This is a genomic window from Nocardioides sp. CPCC 205120 (assembly GCF_048654585.1).
In the GTDB taxonomy this organism is placed as follows: Bacteria; Actinomycetota; Actinomycetes; order Propionibacteriales; family Nocardioidaceae; genus Nocardioides.
The window spans coordinates 1,506,250-1,524,997 of sequence record NZ_JBMCYY010000001.1 but is presented as its reverse complement, the minus strand read 5'-3'; the positions used below and the strand labels follow the sequence as shown (position 1 = coordinate 1,524,997).

General features: G+C 76.2%; 11 protein-coding genes and 1 riboswitch. Of the genes, 2 read left to right on the top strand and 9 right to left on the bottom strand.

The window, feature by feature from the left end; all coding sequences use genetic code 11:
- Positions 1 to 124: 124 nt before the first annotated feature.
- Positions 125 to 1,105, top strand: a complete 981-nt coding sequence (locus tag ACOACO_RS07045; RefSeq protein WP_420295526.1) for an alpha/beta fold hydrolase — start codon at positions 125 to 127, stop codon at positions 1,103 to 1,105.
- Positions 1,106 to 1,128: 23 nt separating this feature from the next.
- The gene (locus tag ACOACO_RS07040) at positions 1,129 to 2,286 is read left to right on the top strand and encodes a PQQ-dependent sugar dehydrogenase (protein ID WP_420295525.1); all 1,158 of its coding nucleotides are present in this window, start codon (positions 1,129 to 1,131) and stop codon (positions 2,284 to 2,286) included.
- A 77-nt stretch (positions 2,287 to 2,363) separates the two neighbouring features.
- On the opposite strand, the gene ACOACO_RS07035 is transcribed toward ACOACO_RS07040, so the two are convergent.
- The 9 genes from ACOACO_RS07035 to gatC form a co-directional block, all read right to left on the bottom strand.
- Positions 2,364 to 8,558, bottom strand: a complete 6,195-nt coding sequence (locus ACOACO_RS07035; RefSeq protein WP_420295524.1) for a DUF5979 domain-containing protein — start codon at positions 8,556 to 8,558, stop codon at positions 2,364 to 2,366.
- 151 nt (positions 8,559 to 8,709) lie between these two features.
- Entirely contained in the window at positions 8,710 to 9,594 is an 885-nt protein-coding gene (locus ACOACO_RS07030) for an ECF transporter S component (protein WP_420295523.1), read from the bottom strand.
- The gene (locus tag ACOACO_RS07025) at positions 9,591 to 11,231 is read right to left on the bottom strand and encodes an ABC transporter ATP-binding protein (RefSeq protein ID WP_420295522.1); all 1,641 of its coding nucleotides are present in this window, start codon (positions 11,229 to 11,231) and stop codon (positions 9,591 to 9,593) included. Before ACOACO_RS07025 ends, ACOACO_RS07030 begins: the two co-directional genes overlap by 4 nt.
- The gene (locus ACOACO_RS07020) at positions 11,228 to 12,382 is read right to left on the bottom strand and encodes a CbiQ family ECF transporter T component (RefSeq protein WP_420295521.1); all 1,155 of its coding nucleotides are present in this window, start codon (positions 12,380 to 12,382) and stop codon (positions 11,228 to 11,230) included. The genes ACOACO_RS07025 and ACOACO_RS07020 overlap by 4 nt, the downstream gene beginning before the upstream one ends.
- Entirely contained in the window at positions 12,379 to 13,371 is a 993-nt protein-coding gene (locus tag ACOACO_RS07015; RefSeq protein ID WP_420295520.1) for a hypothetical protein, read from the bottom strand. The genes ACOACO_RS07020 and ACOACO_RS07015 overlap by 4 nt, the downstream gene beginning before the upstream one ends.
- Positions 13,368 to 15,071, bottom strand: coding sequence for a hypothetical protein (locus tag ACOACO_RS07010; RefSeq protein ID WP_420295519.1), 1,704 nt, complete (start codon positions 15,069 to 15,071; stop codon positions 13,368 to 13,370). Before ACOACO_RS07010 ends, ACOACO_RS07015 begins: the two co-directional genes overlap by 4 nt.
- Before the next feature lie 85 nt (positions 15,072 to 15,156).
- Positions 15,157 to 15,240: riboswitch (cobalamin riboswitch) on the bottom strand.
- Positions 15,241 to 15,330: 90 nt separating this feature from the next.
- The gene (gene gatB, locus ACOACO_RS07005) at positions 15,331 to 16,833 is read right to left on the bottom strand and encodes an Asp-tRNA(Asn)/Glu-tRNA(Gln) amidotransferase subunit GatB (protein ID WP_420295518.1); all 1,503 of its coding nucleotides are present in this window, start codon (positions 16,831 to 16,833) and stop codon (positions 15,331 to 15,333) included.
- Complete coding sequence (gene gatA / locus ACOACO_RS07000) at positions 16,830 to 18,377, bottom strand: Asp-tRNA(Asn)/Glu-tRNA(Gln) amidotransferase subunit GatA (RefSeq protein WP_420295517.1); 1,548 nt, start codon at positions 18,375 to 18,377, stop codon at positions 16,830 to 16,832. Before gatA ends, gatB begins: the two co-directional genes overlap by 4 nt.
- Positions 18,374 to 18,685 (bottom strand): Asp-tRNA(Asn)/Glu-tRNA(Gln) amidotransferase subunit GatC, encoded by a 312-nt coding sequence (gene gatC / locus ACOACO_RS06995; protein WP_420295516.1) that lies wholly within the window; start codon positions 18,683 to 18,685, stop codon positions 18,374 to 18,376. Before gatC ends, gatA begins: the two co-directional genes overlap by 4 nt.
- Between the last annotated feature and the right edge of the window lie 63 nt (positions 18,686 to 18,748).

The following is an 18,748-nucleotide window of genomic DNA, read 5'->3' as shown; positions in this document are numbered from 1 at the left end:
GAGTGCATGGCACCCGAGCCCACGCCGCCCGGGCGTCGCCCGAGGCACGACGGGGTGAACGCTGGATGAGACTCGCGCCACGGTGCGGCCACCGCGGCCGGGTCCCGTCGGGCATGATGCGGCGGTGCCTCCCACCCTCCCGGTCGACGGCCCTCCCCCGCCCGCCGACGACGCCCCCGCCGACGACAGCCCCGTCCGGCTCGCGTTCCACGACGTGACGAGCGCCGACGGCACCCGCCTGCGCGCCTGGACCAACGACCCCGACCACGTGCTGCCCGGACCGACCGTCCTGCTGTGCAACGGCCTCGGCACGAACCCCCACGCCTGGCCGGCCCTGCTCGACCCGGCCTGCCGCGTGCGCGTCGTCTCCTGGGCGCACCGGGGCGTCGGCGGCTCCGACCGTCCCGCGGACGGGTGCAGCATCGGCATCGACGCGTTCGTGGAGGACGCCCTCGCCGTCATGGACGACGCCGGGGTGGACTCGGCGCCGACCATCGGCTGGTCGATGGGCGTCAACACGCAGTTCGAGCTGGCGATCCGCCACCCCGAGCGGGTCGACGGGCTCTTCGCCGTCGCGGGCGTCCCGGGCGCAACCTTCTCGACGATGCTCGAGCTCACCCGCCTGCCCGCCCCCGTGCGCGAGCAGCTGACGGTGGGGGTGACCCGCGCCGGCCGCCTGGCCGGCCCCCTGCTCACCCGCGTCGCCCGGGCGCTGCCCATCGGCCCGACCACCATCCGGCTGCTGGGCGCCGTGGGCTTCATGGGCGACGTCGAGGACGAGGACGCCGCGGCCGTCGCGGTCCGCGAGTTCCTGACGACGCCGCTCGACTGGTACTTCCACATGGCGCTGCACACGGCCCGCCACCAGCGGGTGTCGCTGTCGCGCATCGAGGCGCCGGCGGTCTTCGTCGCCGGCTCGCACGACATCCTGGCGGGGCCGCGGGCCATGCGCTCGGCGGCCGCGCGGATGCCCGACGCGCGCTACGTCGAGCTGCCCGGGACCCACTTCGTCGGCATGGAGCACCCCGGCGAGGTCCACGACCTCCTCGTCGACTTCCTCGCCCGGCTCGGGGAGCGGCCGGGTCCGGCGCGGGCCGACGCCTGAGGGCCCGACCTACGCTGGGGGGCATGCGTCCCTCCAGCCGTGCGGCTGCGCTCGCCGTCGCCACCGCCCTGGTCACGCTCACCTCGTGCTCCGGCGAGCAGTCGGCGCAGGAGGCGGACTCCCCCGTCATCACCCCGTCCGACGGGTCGTCCGAGAGCTCGGCGCCGCCGAGCCCCAGCGGTCCCGCGACCGCAGCGGCGCCGCCCCCCGTGCCGGAGCCGACGGGTGACGTGACGACGGGCCTCGAGACGCCGTGGGACGTCGCGTTCCTGCCCGACGGCCGGGCGGTCGTGCCGGAGCGGGACACCGGGCGCGTGCTGCTGGTGGCCGCCGACGGCACCACGACCGACGCCGGCGAGTTCCCCGAGGCCGAGAGCGAGGACGAGGCCGGCCTGCTCGGCGTCGCGGTCTCGCCCGACTTCGCCCGGGACCGGTCGCTGTTCTTCTACCTGACGACCGACGCCGACAACCGCGTCGTACGACGCGTGCTCGGCCCCGATGACACGCTGGGCGCGCAGACGCCCGTGCTCACCGGGATCCCCAGCGCCAACCGCCACGACGGTGGCCGGGTGACCTTCGGCCCGGACGGGATGCTCTACGTCTCCACGGGCGACGCCGGCGAGGAGGGCCTCGCCCAGGACCCCGGCTCGCTGGCCGGGAAGATCCTCCGCGTGACCCCCGACGGCACCCCGGCGCCCGACAACCCGGACCCCGGCTCCCCCGTGCTGTCGCTGGGCCACCGCAACGTCCAGGGCCTCGCCTTCGACGACGACGGCCGGCTCTGGGCGACCGAGTTCGGCGCCGACGAGGCCGACGAGCTCAACCTCGTCGAGCCCGGCGGCAACTACGGCTGGCCCGAGGTCGAGGGCACCGGCGGCACCGACCGGGGATTCATCGACCCGCAGCTGACGTGGCCCACCGACGAGGCCTCCCCCTCCGGGCTCGCCCACACCGACGGCACGTTGTGGATGGCCGCGCTGCGGGGCCAGCGGCTGTGGCGGGTCAGCGTGGCCGACGGGCGCGCGAGCGACCCCACGGCGTACCTGACCGACGACTTCGGCCGGCTGCGGCAGGTGCGTCCCGCACCCGACGGCACGCTGTGGCTGCTCACCAACAACACCGACGGGCGCGTCACGCCCCGCGCGGGTGACGACCGCATCGTCCGTCTCGCCCTGCGCTGAGCAGGGCCGGGGAACGCAGCCGGCCCCGGCCGTCACGAGGACGACCGGGGCCGGACAGCGGTTGACCAGGCGGTCGATCAGGCGTCGGCGCCCTCGCGGCGACGCGCGAGCAGCACGCCCGCACCCGCCAGGAGCAGCGCCCCGCCCAGGAGCAGCAGCCCGCCCTGCGGACCACCGGTGTCGGGCAGCGCACCCGCAGCGCCGTCGCCGGCACCCTCCCCACCGGCACCGAGGTCGGCCGGGAAGGTGTTGACGACCGTGACGTCGGCCGCCGGCGACGCGACGACCACGCCGTCGTGGACCCCGTCGGAGTCCTCGAACGAGACCGTCGCCGTCTCCGGGGCGTCGACCTCGGTCACCGTGCACTCGGCACCGAGCGGCACGACCACCTCCCGCTCCTCCCCGTGGGCCAGGCGCAGCGTGGCGTCGGACGGGGCGAGGACCACCTCGCCGCGCGCGGTGGTGCACGCCACGGCGAAGGTGTAGGGACCCGCCGGGCCGCCGACGACCCGCTTCGCAACCGTGAGCGTGCCGGCCGCGAAGTCGTTCACGACCTCGACGTCCGCACCGTCCGGCCCGAGCACGGCGGCGTCGGCGGGACCGCCGGCGTCCACCGTCGAGGAGGTCGCGCCCCCGTCGTCGGTCTCGGCCACCCAGCACTCGGCACCGACGGGCAGGTCCTCGACCACCAGCGGCTCACCGGCCCGGACCGTGAACGGCTCCTGCGTCAGCAGCGGCGTCGCGACACCGTCCTGCGGCAGCACGCAGGTGACCTCCACGCCGAAGGCGTAGCCGTCGGCGTAGTGCGCGGCCTCACCCGTCACGACCTTGTCGACCCGCAGGTCGGCGAGGTCGAACGTGTTCGTCACCTCGAGGTCGAGCACCTGGAGGTCGTCGGGCGAGCCCGCGACCACCTCGACGCCCTCGGCGAACGAGCCGGCGCTCACCTCGTGGGCGCTCGCACCGCCCGTCTCGGTCTCCTCGGCCCAGCACCGCGTGCCCAGCGGCAGCAGCACCGGCGCGCCGGCCGCGTCCGCCAGCTCGACCCGCTCGCCGCCGCGCAGCCGCACCCGCTCCGAGTGCACGACCTGGTCGGCCTGGCCGATCGCGCAGGTGACCTCGACCTCGAAGTCCACCTCCGTCGCGTAGGCCTCCTCGGCGCCGGCGCCCGCGAGCACCTTGGCGACCGCGACGGTGCCCGCCGAGAACTCGTTGACGAACGTCGCCGTCACCGTGTTCTGCTCGGCGTTCTCGCTGATGACGACCGTCACCGGGTCCGGCGTCGTGTCCGCGCCGCCCGAGTCGGACTCGGTCACCGTGCAGGAGGCGCCCACCGGGAGGATCCCCGGCACCTCGCCCCGCAGCTCGGTGGCCGCACCGTCGCGCTCGAGCACGACGCTCACCGGGGTGATGGGGCGACCGTCGAACGTGCAGGCCACGTCGAAGACGAACGGGCCCTCGGGCAGCGAGGCGCCGGCACCGTCGAGGTGCTTGACGATGGCCAGACGACCCGCCTCGAAGGTGTTCGTCACGACGAGCTCCGGGGAGGCGGCGACGCCCGGGACGACGAGGACGCCGTCGGCCGGCGCCACCGTCGTGCTGGTCGCGCCCCCGTCGGAGCCCTCGACCGCGGTGCACGTCGAGCCGACCGGGGCCGGCACCGTCGTGCGGGAGGCCCCGACGAGCGTCACGGTGCGCGGGAAGCCCGTCGCCGTCACGCCGTCGAGCACGCACGTCACCTCGATCTCGTAGGTGCCGTCGGCGCCGAACCCGGCCGCGTCACCGGCGAGCTCCTTCACCACCGCGATCTCGCGCAGCGGGAAGCTGTTCGTCACGGTCACCGCCGTCGCGGGCGCCGGCGTGCTGCCGAGCTGCGGGACGATGTCGACGACGACCGGGTCGCCCTCCGGGTTGCTGCTGACGCCGCCCTGCGCGTCGGTCTCCCACACCTCGCAGCGCGCGCCGCCCGGGATGCCCGGCACCGAGGCCGACCCACCCGCGCGGACCGAGAGCGTGCCCTCGGCGACCGTCAGCAGCGAGCCGCCCACCGGGGTGGTGGTGCACTCGTAGGCGAAGCCGAAGGTGCGCTCGCCGACCGGCAGACCACCGGGGTTCTCGCCCAGCTCCTTGCGGACCTCGAGGGTGCCGTACGCGGTCGCCACGCCCACCTGGATGGGCTCGGTGGGCGGGAGCACGCGGCGCTGGCCGTTGGAGCGCAGCGTCGTCTCGGCGTGGCCGAACGAGTTCCAGGCGATCGTCGGGTCGGCGACCTGCGGGACGTCGATCGGGGTGGTCATCGAGAAGGCGATCATCACGCCCTCGCCCGGCTGCAGCGGGTCGTCCCAGTGCACGCGCATCTGCGCGGCCACGGCGTCGGGACCGAACGGGTCGGACCAGGTGCCCGCGGCGCAGTCACCCGTGCCCATCAGGAGGTCGTCGGTGCACACGCCCGCCTCGCTGTGCGCGTAGGTGGTCGCGAGCACGCCCTCGCCGACGAGGCGGGGGGCGGTGGCCAGCGTCGGCCGGTTCTCCCACTGGGTGCCGCGGTCGGTGCCCGAGAGCACGACGCCCTTGTCGCCCTCGACCGGGAACCGGTCGATGACGCGCATGTCGGTCGCCGCCTCGGTGCCGGCGTTGACCATCGTCATCAGGTAGTCGTAGCGGTCGCCCGGGTTCACCAGGGCCACGCACGGGTACGCCGTGTAGGTGCGGCCCTCGACGGTGCGCGACGGGCAGGACGCGGCGCCGAACGGCACCGGCTCGCCCGCGCGGTTGTCGTACCAGCCGAGCGCGTCGGTGCCCGCGACCCACTTGCGGGCCTGGAACGCCGCGCCGGCCTTGGTCGTGACGGCCGCCGTGTCGGTGCACCACGTGCCCGAGCCGAGCTCGCCCGAGGTGTCGGTGCCGGTGCCGGGCGCGCAGGCCAGGCCGGGCACGGGAGCGGACGCGCCCAGGGTGTTGGTGTGCACCTGCCCGGCGCTCACGCCGGGCGCCAGGGCGACCTGGATCTCCAGCGTGAAGCGGCTGCCCGGGCGCATGACCCAGTCACCGAAGGTCCACCGGAGACCGGAGACCCGGTCACCGTCGCGCGCGAGGGTGAAGGTGGGGGCCGGGACCGGCGCGGTGCCCGCGGGGACCGCGGTGTCGACCAGGCGGAACGGCTGGCCGCCGTCGCCGGCGAAGGACTCGTCGAACGCGAGGCCGGCCGGCATCAGGTCCTGGACCACGAGGCCCGGGAGGTCGCTGGTGCCGCTGTTGGTGACCGTGAGCCGGAACGGGGCCGGCTCGCCGGGCGCGATCGCGCTGTCCGGCGTCTTGTCGACGTCGAGCTGCGGGGAGCCCTCGGTGAACACCAGCGTGGCCTCGACGGGGTCGAGCGGGGCCAGGGTGCCGGGGGCCTGCAGCGCGGTCTCGTAGCCGGCGGTCGCCGTGTTGACGAGGGTGTCCGGGACCGGGGTGCCGGCGTCCGAGCGCAGGGTCTGGCGCGCCTGCACCTCGATGACGACGGCGCCGGTGCACGAGCCCGGGGTCGGCGTGCCCTCGCACGGCGTCAGCCGGGCCTCGCCGCTGGAGTGGCTGAACGTGGCCCGCAGGCCGACGACCTCGTCGGCCTCGATACCCGACGGCAGCGGGAACGGCCCGTTGCCACCGGTCGGCGTGCCCTCGACCCAGCCGTCGGCGGTGAGCGCGTCGATCCGCACGCGGTCGGCGCCCGCCGGGCGGGTCACGCTCTCCACGCGCACCACGTCGACGGCGTCGAAGAAGTCGGCGTCGGCGTCGGTCACCTGCAGGCGGCTGGCGCTGAGGTTGCCGGTGTTGGCCACCGTCAGGCGCAGGTCGGCGGTCTGGGCCGGCACGCCCGGGATGGGCGCGACGAGCGAGCTCGGCGCGATGCTCTTGTTGAGCGAGGCCGCGGCGTTCGCGGGAGCGGTCTCCAAGCCCGCGGAGCAGGCCGGGTCACCCTGCCAGGTCGCCGTGCCAGCGCGGAAGCAGTTGCGCAGGGCCACCCCGTCGGGCACGCCGTCGCGACGCTGCGTCACGAGCCGGACGTCCACCCGCTTCGTGGGCTGCAGCTCCCCGAGCACGCGCACCCGCACGCCCGTGGCACGGGCGAGGGTCGCGCCGTCGGCACCGGCCGCCGCGACCCAGGCGTCGTCCTGCGGGTCGAAGAGGTCGACCGCGGTGCCGAGCCCGGTCTGCGTGGTGCTCGCCGAGACCGAGGTCAGGCGCAGGACGGTGAACGGCGACTCGCCGGCCCGCGGGCGGCCGTCGGCGTCGAGCGGCGGGTCCGCCAGGACGGGCTGCACGAGCGGGACGTTGCCGTTGTTGGTCAGCCCGAAGGAGAACGGGATGGGCTGGCCCGGCGGGACCTGCGTCTGGCCGGCGCTCTTCACGCCGCTCCCCGACTCGCGGCGGGCCTCGACGGGCAGCGCCGCGCAGGCGGTGCCCGCAGCGGTGCCCGTGCCGTTGCGCGTGCCGGCCGCGGCCTCGTAGGAGGCGCAGTTGCTCACGCCCGGGGAGGTGCCGTTCGGCAGGTCCGCGGCGCTCACCTGGTCGTTGAGGCGACCGTGCAGGTCGAGGTAGGCCGTCGCGTCGATGGCGATGGACGGCTGGCCGTCGGTGCCCTCACCCGTGTAGACGACCTCGATGCCCGTCACGCGGGTCCCGGCACGCTCCACGTCGACCGCGCCGCCGGTGGTGCGGACCTCGTCGCTGACGTGGCCGTCGGCGTAGGTGACGACGAGCCGCGCGGAGGTGGCCCCGGTCGGGAAGCGCAGGCGGACGTCGGTGACGTCCAGCTTGTCGAGCTCGCTGGCCGGCGACGCCGCGGGCTCCGTGATGCGGATCTCGCGCAGCGGGAACGCCGACTTGTTCTGGACCCGGACGGTCGCCGAGACCGGCGAGCGCTCGCCGACGACGGCGTACTCCCCGTTCTGGCGCGCGAAGTCGCCGTCGGTGTCGGCGACGTAGGTCTTCGAGGCGGACAGGACGACGGTGTCGGGCAGGACGTCGTAGCCGGCGCACACGCGGGCGCCGGGCGTCAGGACGCCGGCGTCGTCGCGAGCGGCGGGCACGGCGCAGTTCTCGACCCGCAGGCGCTCCGTGGGGCGCAGCTGCGCGCCGGTGGAGCGGAGGGTGTCGCGCAGGACGACGTCGGCCTCGACGCGGCCACCGGTCGCGTCGTACGGCAGCGTGGCGCCCGCGGCGTCGGTGAAGACGACCGCGAAGCCCGTGACGTCGGCGGCGGCGACGCCGGCCGGCAGGGCCAGCGGGCCCGTCCCGGTCGTGGCGGGGCCGGCGACGAAGCCGCCCGAGGCGGCGGGGTCCTCCGGGTCGCAGGTGGAGCTCGTGCAGACGAGCAGGCGCGCGGTGTCGGCGCCGGCCGGGAAGGCGGTCACCTCCACCGTGCGCAGGTCGAAGTGCTCGAAGGTCCCCGCGGTGACGTCGGAGACGGTCAGCTCCCGCACGTCGGCCGAGCTCGAGGAGGCGTTGCGCACGCCCAGCACGATCGTCGACTCCTCACCGGTGCCGGCGACGGCCGAGCCGTCCTGCCAGCCCTTGGTGGCGACGGGACGCACCTCGCGGGGCACGGAGACGACGACCTCGGTCGAGGCGCCCACCTCCGGCGCGTTCGCGGCGACCGTGGTCGCCTCGTTGACGATCGTGGTGCCGTCGGCCAGCGACGTGCCGGCGGGCAGCCGCATGCCGATGTCGAAGGAGCGGGTCGCGCCGTCGTTGAGGCCGTGCGACCCGACGGGCTCCTGGAGCGGCTCGGTGAAGCGCACCGTGAGGCGACGCGTCGCCTCGTCGTAGGTGACCTCCCGCGCGTCCGTCGTCTGCGGCAGCGACGTGACGTCGAGGCCCTCGGGCAGCACGTCCGTCACGGTCTGGTCCACGCAGCCCGACGTCAGGCCCGAGCACCGGACCGTCAGCGTGTAGAGGAACTGCCCGCCGGGCGTGAGCGCCGCGCCGTCGAGGTTGTTCTCCTTGGAGATGCCCACCACGGCCTGCGCCGCGGCCGCCGCGGCCCGCGGCTGGGCCGGGGCCGGGTCCTGGGCCGGGTCCTCCGCCGGGTCCTCGGCCTCCCCCGCGGCCGGGTCCTGAGCCGGCTCCTGGGCCGGCTCCTGGTCGCCGCCGGGCTCGGACCCGGCCTCTCCGGTCGCGGTCGCGACCGGCTCGTCGTCCGCCTGCAGCCAGGCTGCCCCCGCGCTGCCCGTCGGTGCCACCAGCAGCACCATCGTCAGCAGCGCCAGCACGCTGCGCACTGTCATCTTCACTTCGATCCCCACTTCGGTCTCTCCGTGCCCCGCTGCAGCGGGGCACGCCTCAGGGAGGACGCGCGCGGGCCGTGGTCCTTACGCGGTTCGGCGCGACCAGTTCGAGACGCGGGTCACGTGCGGGCGGGGGTGGCCGACCGACGGGTCAGCCGGCCGGCGTGCGCACGACCTGCGCGCGGCGGGCGGCGCGCCGCAGGGTGGTCAGCACCGCCGGGCCGAGCAGCACGAGCGCGAGCGCCGTGGTGAGGGCCCGCCCGGTGTCCCAGCTCGTCGTCGAGGTGACCAGCGTGTAGACGCCGAACCGCTGCAGGTTCTCCAGCAGCGGGTCGCCGGGCACGAACGTCAGGCCCTGGCCGTCGACGCCGGGCACGCCGACGCCGAGCAGGTAGGGCCAGCCCTGGAGGTTGAGCAGCAGGCCGTAGGCGTAGGCGGCGAGCACGCCGTACACGACGAGGGCCGCGAGCTCCGCCCGACCGGTCAGCCGGCGCGGCAGGAGCCCGGCGCCGAGGCCGACCCAGCCGGCGACGAGCATCTGGTAGGGCAGCCACGGCCCCACGCCCGCGGTCAGCAGGGCCCCCGCGAACAGCGACAGCGTGCCGAGCACGAACCCGAACCCGGGCCCGAACACCCGCCCGGCCAGCACGAGCAGGAAGAACACGAGCTCGATGCCCGCCGTGCCGGCGCCGAGGCCGCGCATCACCGCGTTCACCGCCGTCAGCACCCCGAGCACCGCCAGCGCCCGGGAGTCGATGCCGCCCTCGCTGAGCTCGGCCAGCACCACGACGAGCACCACCGGCACGAGCACGAGGAAGACGAACGGCGGCTGCACCCGCGCGCCGGGATCGGCCTGCACGAGCAGCGGCCAGACGAGCATCATCAGCCCGGCCACCGACGCCACCGCCAGGACGAGCGCGGACCGGAGGCCGACGGGCACCGCCCCCACCCCGGTACGGCGGGGCCCGCCGCCGGCCTCCCCGCCCACCCGGCCGCCCACCCGGCCGCCCCCCCGGCCGCCCACCCGGCCGCTCACGGCGTCCCCCGCCCGGCGGCCGCGACGACCTCGTCGACGGTCAGCCACCGGGGCCCGGCGATCTTCGCGACCTGGGGGGCGAAGGACGGGGACTCCGCGAGGACGTCGCGGACGGGCCCGGCCGAGACGACCTCGCCCTCGGCGAGCACCACGACCCGGTCGGCGACGCGCGCGACGAACTCGACGTCGTGGGACGCGACGAGCACCGCGTGGCCCCGCCCGGCGAGGTCGCCCAGCACCGCGGCGAGCGCCTCCTTCGCCGGGTAGTCCAGGCCCCGGGTCGGCTCGTCGAGCAGCACCAGCGGCGGCTCCGCGACGAGCACGACGGCGAGCACGAGCGCGAGACGCTGGCCCTCGGAGAGGTCGCGCGGGTGCTGGGCCGGGTCGATGCCCGGCGCCAGGTCGGCGAGCAGGCGGGCGCTCGACCCCTCGGACCGCCCCGCCCCGGTGTCGGCCGCGGCGCACTCGTCGGCGACGGTCTCCAGGTAGAGCAGGTCGGCGGCGGTCTGCGGGACCAGGCCGACGCGGCGGACCCGCTCGCCCGGGGCCAGCCGGGCCGGGTCGACGGGGGCCTCGGCCCCCGTGCCGCCGACGGCGAGCGTGCCGGCGTACCGCGCCCGGCTGCCCTGCAGGGCCCACAGCAGCGTCGACTTCCCCGAGCCGTTGCGGCCCATCAGCGCGGTCACGGTGCCCACGGGCAGGGTGAGGTCCACCTCCCGCACCGCGACGTGGCGCCCGTGGGCGACGACGAGGCCGCGGGCCTCCAGGGCGGGCGCCGGCGCGGTGCCCCCCGAGGACCGGGCGGGCGGGGTGGCGGGCGGCTCGGGCAGCACCAGCGAGCGCGCGCGGCGGCGCGCCTCGCGCACGGTCAGCGGCAGCGGGTGCCAGTCGAGACGTCGGCCGAGCTCGACGATCGGGGGCGCGACGGGTGCGGTGCGCAGCACGTCCGCGGGCTCGCCGACCACCACTCCCCCGTCGCCGGTGAGCAGGCAGAGGGTGTCGGCGAAGGGCACGACGCGCTCGAGGCGGTGCTCGGCGAGCAGCACCGAGAGGCCCACGTCGTGCACCAGCCGGGTGAGGCTCGCGAGCACCTCCTCGGCCGCGGTCGGGTCGAGCGCCGAGGTCGGCTCGTCGAGCACGAGCAGGCGCGGGTGGACGGCGAGCACCGAGCCGATCGCCACCCGCTGCTGCTGACCGCCCGAGAGCGAGCGCAGGTCGCGGGCGCGCAGGTCGGCGATGCCCAGCAGGTCGAGCGTCTCCTCGACGCGGCGCCGCATGGTGGCGGGCGGCAGGCCGAGCTGCTCCATGCCGTAGGCCAGCTCCTCCTCCACCGTGTCGGTGACGAAGCCGGCGACGGGGTCCTGCCCGACGTACCCCACCAGGTGCGCGCGCTCGCGCGGGGGCAGGTGCATCACGCTCTCGCCGTCGACGAGCACGTCGCCGCGCAGCACGCCGCCGGTGAACCGCGGCACGAGGCCCGGCAGCACGCCCAGCAGCGTCGACTTGCCGACGCCCGTGCGCCCGGCGACCACCACGAGCTCGCCCTCGTCGACGCTGAGGTCGACGCCGTCGAGCACGGTGACGGGCTCCCCGTCCGGCCCCTCGTGCACCAGGTGCACGCCGCGCAGCTCGATCACGCGCCCACCTCCGCGCGGCGGACGCCCGCTCCCGCGGGGGTACGACGCGCGCCCGGCACGACCGGAGCCGGGGGCGCGGGGGCGACGAGCGCGCCGAGCCCGAGCAGCACGGAGGCGAGGGCGAGGGCGCTCAGCGCGGGGGCGGCCAGGAGGGAGGGGGTGAGCACGAGCGGCTCGGTGCGGGCCACGACGCGGATCCCGACGAGGACGGCGACCCCGGAGGCGAGCACGACGCTCTCGGGCCAGCGCCAGGGGGCGGCCCGGTACCGGGTGCGGGTGACGCGGCGCCCGGCCGCGACGGTGCCGGCGGCGCAGAGGACCACGCCGACGGCCAGCACGGGCAGCGCGAGCCACCGGGGTGCGGTGAGGTCGAGCACGCCGTAGACGCCGACGGCGACGGCGACGAGGCCGCCGAGCAGGAGGCCACCGGAGAGGAGCCGCTGGCGCGGGGTGGCGCCGCCCGCGCGGCCGTAGCCGCGCGCGTCCATCCCGGCGGCCAGGGCGAGCGAGCGGCTCAGCGCGTCCTCCAGCACCGGCACCAGCACACGGCGCACGCGGGCGTGGCGGCGGCCGCGGCCGACCGGTGCGGGGCGCAGCCGCTGCGCGGCGTGCACGCGCCGGGTGGACTCGACGAGCTGGGGCATCACGGTCGCCGCGACGACGAGCGCGGTGCCGACCTCGTAGAGCGCTGCGGGCAGCGTGGCGAGCAGCCGCTTGGGGTTCGCCAGGGCGTTGGCGGCGCCGACGCACACGACGATCGCGGCGAGGCGGGTGCCGTCGTACAGGCCGCCCAGCAGCGCCTCCTGGGTGACCGGGCCCAGCAGCTGGATGCCGGCGACCCGGTCGGGCAGCGGGATCTCCGGCAGGTCGAGCACGACGCGGGTGCCGTAGGCCCCGCCCACGAGCACGCGGAACAGCACGCGCACGACGACGATGACGACGGCCAGCAGGAGGTAGAGCCGGAAGACCCGCGCCCACGGGTGGTGCCCGCGCCGCACGGCGACCACGAGGCAGGCGACGGCGACGACCAGCCCGTGCAGCAACGGGTTCGCCGTCGACGAGGCCGCCGCGGCGAGCCCGAGCGCCCACCCCCACCACGCGAGCGGGTGCAGCTCGCGCGGGAGGCGTGCGGCGCCGGACCCGCCCCTCACAGCAACGGTTCCTGCGGTCCCCGTCGGCGGCGGAGCACGACGGCCGCGCCACCGGCGGCGGCCAGGAGCGCGAGCACCAGGACGGCGACCCACCAGGGCAGGCCGCCGGACCCGTCCACGGCGGGGTCGCTCGTGTCCGCGGTGGTGTCGGCGGTGGTGTCGGCGGTGGTGTCGGACGTGCTGCCGGTCGCGCCGTCCGCCCCGTCGGTGCCGGTGGTCTCCCCCGGCGTCGTGGCCGGGGTGGTCGCGGCCGGGGTGGTGGGCGCGGTCGTCGGGGCCGTGGTGGGGGCACCCGGCTGCTGCGGGGTCGCCGACGTGCCGGGGGCGGTGGGTACGGCGCCCGGTGCCGCCGGAGCGCCCCCTCCGGTCGAACCGCCCGAGCCGGACCCCGAGCCGCTGCCGCTGCCGCCGCCGGAGCCGCCACCCGACCCGCCGCCCGACCCGGAGGACGAGCCCCCGGAGCCGGACCCGCCCGGGTCGGCCGACCCGCTGCCCGCGGCCGTGCGCGGGGTGGCCGCGAGGCCGGGCCGGGACTGGCCACCGGTCTGCCAGACCCACGCGACGTACCCGCCGTCGGGGACCTGCAGCGAGCTCACGCCCTGGGTGGAGTACACCCACGAGCCGGAATCGCCGTCGGACCACCACAGGCTCCAGTAGTGCTCCCGGCTCCGGTCGGAGGCGCACGTCCGGGCCGCGGGGGCGCCGTTCACGTAGCAGACGAGACCGTCGTTGGCGGCCTCCTGGCGGACGCCCGCGGAGCGGAAGAGCGCGGAGGCGCGGCCGCCGCCGTCGACGCACGAGGCGGTGACGCCCCCGCCCTCGGGAAGCCGGGTGCCGTCGACGACGACGGTTACGCCGCCCGCCGACGAGCAGCCCGCGGCCGCGGCCGGTGCGCCGGGGACGCCGAGGCCGGCGAGCGAGCCGGCCGACGCGGACGCCGTCGCCACCGCGAGGGCGGTGGCGACGACGACGCGGCGGAGCAGGCTCACGGCACGACGACGAAGGAGGACGTCGCCGTGCGGTTCGCGAACTGGCCGGTGACGCCGAGGCCGAACGTGCCCGTCGTCAGCGAGCCGACGAACGAGAGCGTGGCGCGGCCCGCGGCGTCCGCGGTGCCGGCCCGGCGCGCCTGGCCCCGGTAGGTGACGGTGAACGGCTCGCCCGGCGCGAGGCCGGCGAGCTTGAGCTGCACCTCGCCGCCGCGGCGGACCGTGCGGGTGTTGGCGATCGCGAAGGTGGCGGCGTCCAGCGCCCAGACCTGGATGCGGCGCGACTCGTCGAGGGTGCCGACGTAGATGTTGCGCAGCGCGGTGCCGCGGGGCACGCGGATGGTGGCGCTGGTGCCCGTGGCGCGGACGGGGGCCTGGCCCCCGACGACGCACGCCGACTCGCCCGGCGCGAGACCGCCGACGGTCAGCCGGAGGGCCGAGCCGGCCTGCACGCGCCCGGCGGGCGAGCGGAGGCCGAGACCGGCCGTGGCGGCCGGCGCGCTGGCCAGGGCCGGCGCGGCCTGGGCGGTCGCGAGGCGGAACTGGTACTCCGAGCCCGTGGGCGTGATGCCCTCGGCGCGGCCCGCGGCGAGGGTGGCGTCGTCGTACCCGATCGCGCCGTTGTCGTCGCGCAGCGCCGAGACGCAGGTCGCGACCTCGGCAACCTGGTGCTCGCGCAGCCACTTCGCGGCGCGCTCCGGGGCGCCGCCGATGCCGAACGGGTTGCCCTCGAGGTTGCGCAGCGCCTGCAGGGCACGGCCGGCGAGGCCCGTGCTGTTCGCGTTGGCACCGATGTCCTCACCGTCGTCGAACGCGCCGTTCGCCAGCTGCGTCTCCAGCAGCCACGTGGCGGCACCGTCGACGGCGGCGTCGACGTCCTCGTCCGAGCCGTCGGTGGCCAGCAGCGCGAGCACCGAGAGGGCCGTGGCGTCGGTGCTGCCCACGTCCCCGGCACCGTCGCACGTCTGGTCGGGCTCGGCGGCGTCGGAGAAGTAGAGGCGGAAGGAGCCGTCGCCGCACTGCTGGTCCAGCAGGAACGACGTCGCCTCGTCGGCCAGCGGGCTGCCGGCGCCGACGAGCGCGTCGACGGCGTACGCCTGGCCGAACGTGTTGACGTAGTCGCCGCCGTACTCGTCGCTGGGGTCGAAGTCGTCGCTGACCCGGCCCGCGGTGGCGCCCTCGGTGGCGACGCGGCCCTCGAGCTGGGCGACGAGGTCGGTCTCGCCGTACGTCGTGGGGTCGACCCCCGCGTCGAGCAGGAAGCTCACGAGCTTGGCGGTCGAGCCGCCGCTGACGAACCCGTCGTACGCCGTGTACTCCGCCACGTGGGGCTCGAGGGCGGCGACGACCTGCGCGACGGTCTCGTCGTCGCCGGCGGCCTGGAGCGCGGAGGCGACGTCGACGGTCAGGCCGTGGTCGTCGAAGCTGAAGGTCTCGCCGGTGGAGTAGTCCTCGTAGCTGGACACGACGATGCCGTCGGTCAGCTGGTCGGCCAGCCAGGCGGCGGCCGCGGCCTGGGGCGCGGCGTCGAAGCGTGCGGTGGCCGCGGCGGCGGCCGCGGACGCGGCGGCGCTGGTGGCGGGAGCACCGGCCGGCACGGCGGTGGCCGCCGGCAGGGCGGTCGCGGTGACGCCGGCGGCGGTGACCGCGGCGAGCGCCAGGGCGCCGGCGCGACGGCCGGACGGGAGACGGAGTGACATGGGGAGTCCTTCCCGCTGCGACAGCGGCGACCCCGGGGCGTCACCGCTGCGTTCCTCGACAGCGTTGATCAGGACGCGTCGCGACGGGTGCTCCGGCTCGCCGCGCCCCTCGGGTGGAGGGGCGCGGCCCACGGTTGCGGGTCAGCGCCGGAGTTCGACCGGCTTCCCCCGAGTGCGGGCGTGGATCTGTGCCCGCCGGACGGCGAGCCCCGACACCATAACCGAGATCGGACGCACCTCCCCCGTCGCCGGCGCGGGGTCAGGACAGGCGCTCGAGCACCAGCTCGCGCACGCGCCCGGCGTCGGCCTGGCCCCGCATCTCCTTCATGACCGCGCCGATGAGCGCGCCGGCCGCGGCGACCTTGCCGTCGCGGATCTTCTGGGCCACGTCGGGGTTGGCCTCGATGGCCTTGTCCACCGCGGCGCCCAGCGCCCCGTCGTCGGAGACGATCGCCAGGCCGCGCGCGGCCACGATCTCCTCGGGGGTGCCCTCCCCGGCCACGAGGCCGTCGAAGACCTGGCGCGCGAGCTTGTCGTTGATCGTGCCGCCCTCGACGAGGGCCTGCACGGCCGCGACCTGCGCCGGGGTCACGCCCACGGCCGCGAGCTCGACGCCCGTGTCGTTGGCGCGGCGCGCCAGCTCGGCCACCCACCACTTGCGCGCGGCCTGGGGCGACGCGCCGGCGGCGATGGTCTCCTCCACCAGGCCGAACGCGCCCGCGCCGACCGTGTCGCGCATCTCGAGATCGGTGTAGCCCCACTCGGCCTGCAGCCGGGCGCGCTTGGCCGTCGGGTTCTCCGGCAGCGTGGCCCGCAGCTCCTCGACCCACTCCCGGCTGGGGGCGACGGGCACCAGGTCGGGCTCGGGGAAGTAGCGGTAGTCCTCCGCGTCCGACTTCTCGCGGCCCGACGTCGTGATGCCGGTGTCCTCGTGGAAGTGGCGCGTCTCCTGGACGACCTTGCCGCCCGCGTCGAGCACGCCCGCGTGGCGAGCGACCTCGAAGCGCACGGCGCGCTCCACCGAGCGGAACGAGTTGACGTTCTTCGTCTCGCTGCGGGTGCCGAGCACGCCGCTGCCCTTCGGCGCCAGCGAGAGGTTGACGTCGGCGCGCAGGTTGCCCTGGTCCATCCGGGCCTCGGAGACGCCGAGGGCGAGGATCAGGTCGCGCAGCTGCGCGACGTACGCGCGGGCCACCTCGGGCGCGCGGGCGCCGGCCCCGACGATCGGGCGGGTGACGATCTCGATGAGGGGGATGCCGGCGCGGTTGTAGTCGACGAGCGAGTGGTCCGCGCCGTGGATCCGGCCGGTCGCGCCACCGACGTGGGTGGACTTGCCGGTGTCCTCCTCCATGTGGGCGCGCTCGATCTCGACGCGGAACGTCGTGCCGTCGACCTCGACGTCCATGAAGCCGTCGAAGGCGATCGGCTCGTCGTACTGCGACGTCTGGAAGTTCTTCGGCATGTCCGGGTAGAAGTAGTTCTTCCGCGCGAAGCGGCACCACTCGGCGATCTCGCAGTTGAGCGCCAGCCCGATGCGGATCGCGGCCTCGACGGCCTTGCCGTTGACCGCCGGCATCGCGCCCGGCAGGCCCAGGCAGGTCGGGCAGACCTGCGTGTTGGGCTCCCCGCCGAACGTGGCCGGACAGCCGCAGAACATCTTCGTGGCGGTGTTCAGCTCGACGTGGACCTCGAGCCCCAGTGCGGGGTCGTAGCGCTCCAGCGCCTCGTCGAAGTCCACCAGCACCTCGGTGCTCGCACTCATCGGCCGACCTCCTCCAGCTCGGGCGCCTGCTCCAGCAGGGCGCCACCCCACTTCTCGCCCAGCAGCGCCTCGACCGCGGCGCCCACCCGGTAGACCCGGTCGTCGGCCAGCGCCGGCGCCAGCACCTGGAAGCCGACGGGCAGCCCGTCCTCGTCCGCCAGGCCGGCGGGCACCGAGATGCCCGGCACGCCGGCGAGGTTGGCCGGGATGGTCGCGAGGTCCCCGCGGTACATCGCCAGCGGGTCGTCGAGCTTCTCGCCCAGCGGGAACGCCGTGGTCGGCGCCGTCGGGCTGACGAGCACGTCGACCTGCTCGAAGGCCGCCGCGAAGTCGCGGCTGATGAGCGTGCGGATCTTCTGCGCCTGGCCGTAGTAGGCCTCGTAGTAGCCCGACGACAGCGCGTAGGTGCCCAGGATGATCCGGCGCTTCACCTCGTCGCCGAAGCCGGCGTCGCGAGTGGCCCGCATGACCTCCTCCGCGCTCGGCGCGGCGACGCCCGCGGGCAGCACCCGCAGGCCGTAGCGCATCGCGTCGAACTTCGCGAGGTTCGAGGAGCACTCGGCCGGGAGGATCAGGTAGTACGCCGCCATGGCGTGCACGAAGCTCGGGCAGGAGACCTCGACGACCTCGGCGCCCGCGGCGACCAGCGCCTCGACCGCCTCGTCGAAGCGGGCCATCACGCCCGGCTGCCAGCCCTCGCCGCCCAGCTCGCGCACGACGCCGACCTTGAGCCCGGCGACGTCGCCCGCCGCACCCTGCCGCGCCGCCGCGACGAGGCCGGGGACGGGCTGCGGGATGCTGGTGGAGTCGCGCGGGTCGTGGCCGCCGACGAGCTCGTGGAGCAGCGCCGAGTCGAGGACCGTGCGGGTCACCGGCCCGACCTGGTCGAGCGAGTTGGCCAGCGCCACGAGGCCGTAGCGGGAGACCCCGCCGTACGTCGGCTTCACGCCGACCGTGCCCGTGACGGCGCCCGGCTGGCGGATCGAGCCGCCCGTGTCGGTGCCGAGCGCGAGCGGCGCCTGGTAGGACGCGACCGCGGCCGCGGACCCGCCGCCCGAGCCACCGGGGATGCGCGTGAGGTCCCACGGGTTGCGCGTCGGGCCGTAGGCCGAGTGCTCCGTGGAGGAGCCCATCGCGAACTCGTCCATGTTGGTCTTGCCGAGGATCGGCAGGCCCGCCGCCTTGAGGCGCGTGACGACCGTCGCGTCGTACGGCGGCACCCACCCGTCGAGGATCTTCGAGCCGCACGTCGTGGGCAGGCCCGTCGTGGTCAAGATGTCCTTCACCGCGATCGGCACGCCGTCGAGCAGGTGCGCCGGCGTGCCGGCGGCCCGTCGCTCGTCGGAGGCGCGCGCCTGCTCCAGCGCGCCCTCGGGGTCGACGTGGAGGAAGGCGTGCACGCCCGCCTCGGCGGAGCCGTCGACGGCCGCGATGCGGTCGAGGTGGGCCTGGGTCAGCTCGACCGAGGTCGTCTCGCCCGCGGCCAGCGCGTCGGCCAGCTCCGCAGCGGTACGCCGGGTCAGGTCGCCGTTCGTGGTGCTCACTGCTCGTCCCCCAGGATGCGCGGCACGCTGAAGCGCTGCTGCTCGACGGCCGGCGCGCCGGCAAGGGCCTCGGCGGCGCTCAGGCCGGGCGTCACCACGTCCTCGCGGAACACGTTGGTCAGCGGCAGCGGGTGGGACGTCGGCGGGACGTCGTCGCCGGCCACGCCCTGGATCGAGGCCACCGATTCCAGGATCACCGACAGCTGCGGGGCCAGGTGGTCGAGCTCGGCGTCGGACAGGTCGATGCGGGCGAGGTCGGCGAGGTGCGCCACGTCCTCGCGCGTCAGCGCCGGGGGGGTGTCGGGCATGGACGCCATCCTAGGCAGCGCCGCCGACGCCGCGGCCTCAGGCCTCCGGCCCCGCCTCCGCCC

Bases quoted from the DNA above. Each gene is read 5' to 3' on its own strand.
- ACOACO_RS07035 (WP_420295524.1), bottom strand. From the start codon at position 8,558: ATGACAGTGCGCAGCGTGCTGGCGCTGCTGACGATGGTGCTGCTGGTG.
- ACOACO_RS07010 (WP_420295519.1), bottom strand. From the start codon at position 15,071: ATGTCACTCCGTCTCCCGTCCGGCCGTCGCGCCGGCGCCCTGGCGCTC.
- gatC (WP_420295516.1), bottom strand. From the start codon at position 18,685: ATGCCCGACACCCCCCCGGCGCTGACGCGCGAGGACGTGGCGCACCTC.
- ACOACO_RS07040 (WP_420295525.1), top strand. From the start codon at position 1,129: ATGCGTCCCTCCAGCCGTGCGGCTGCGCTCGCCGTCGCCACCGCCCTG.
- gatB (WP_420295518.1), bottom strand. From the start codon at position 16,833: ATGAGTGCGAGCACCGAGGTGCTGGTGGACTTCGACGAGGCGCTGGAG.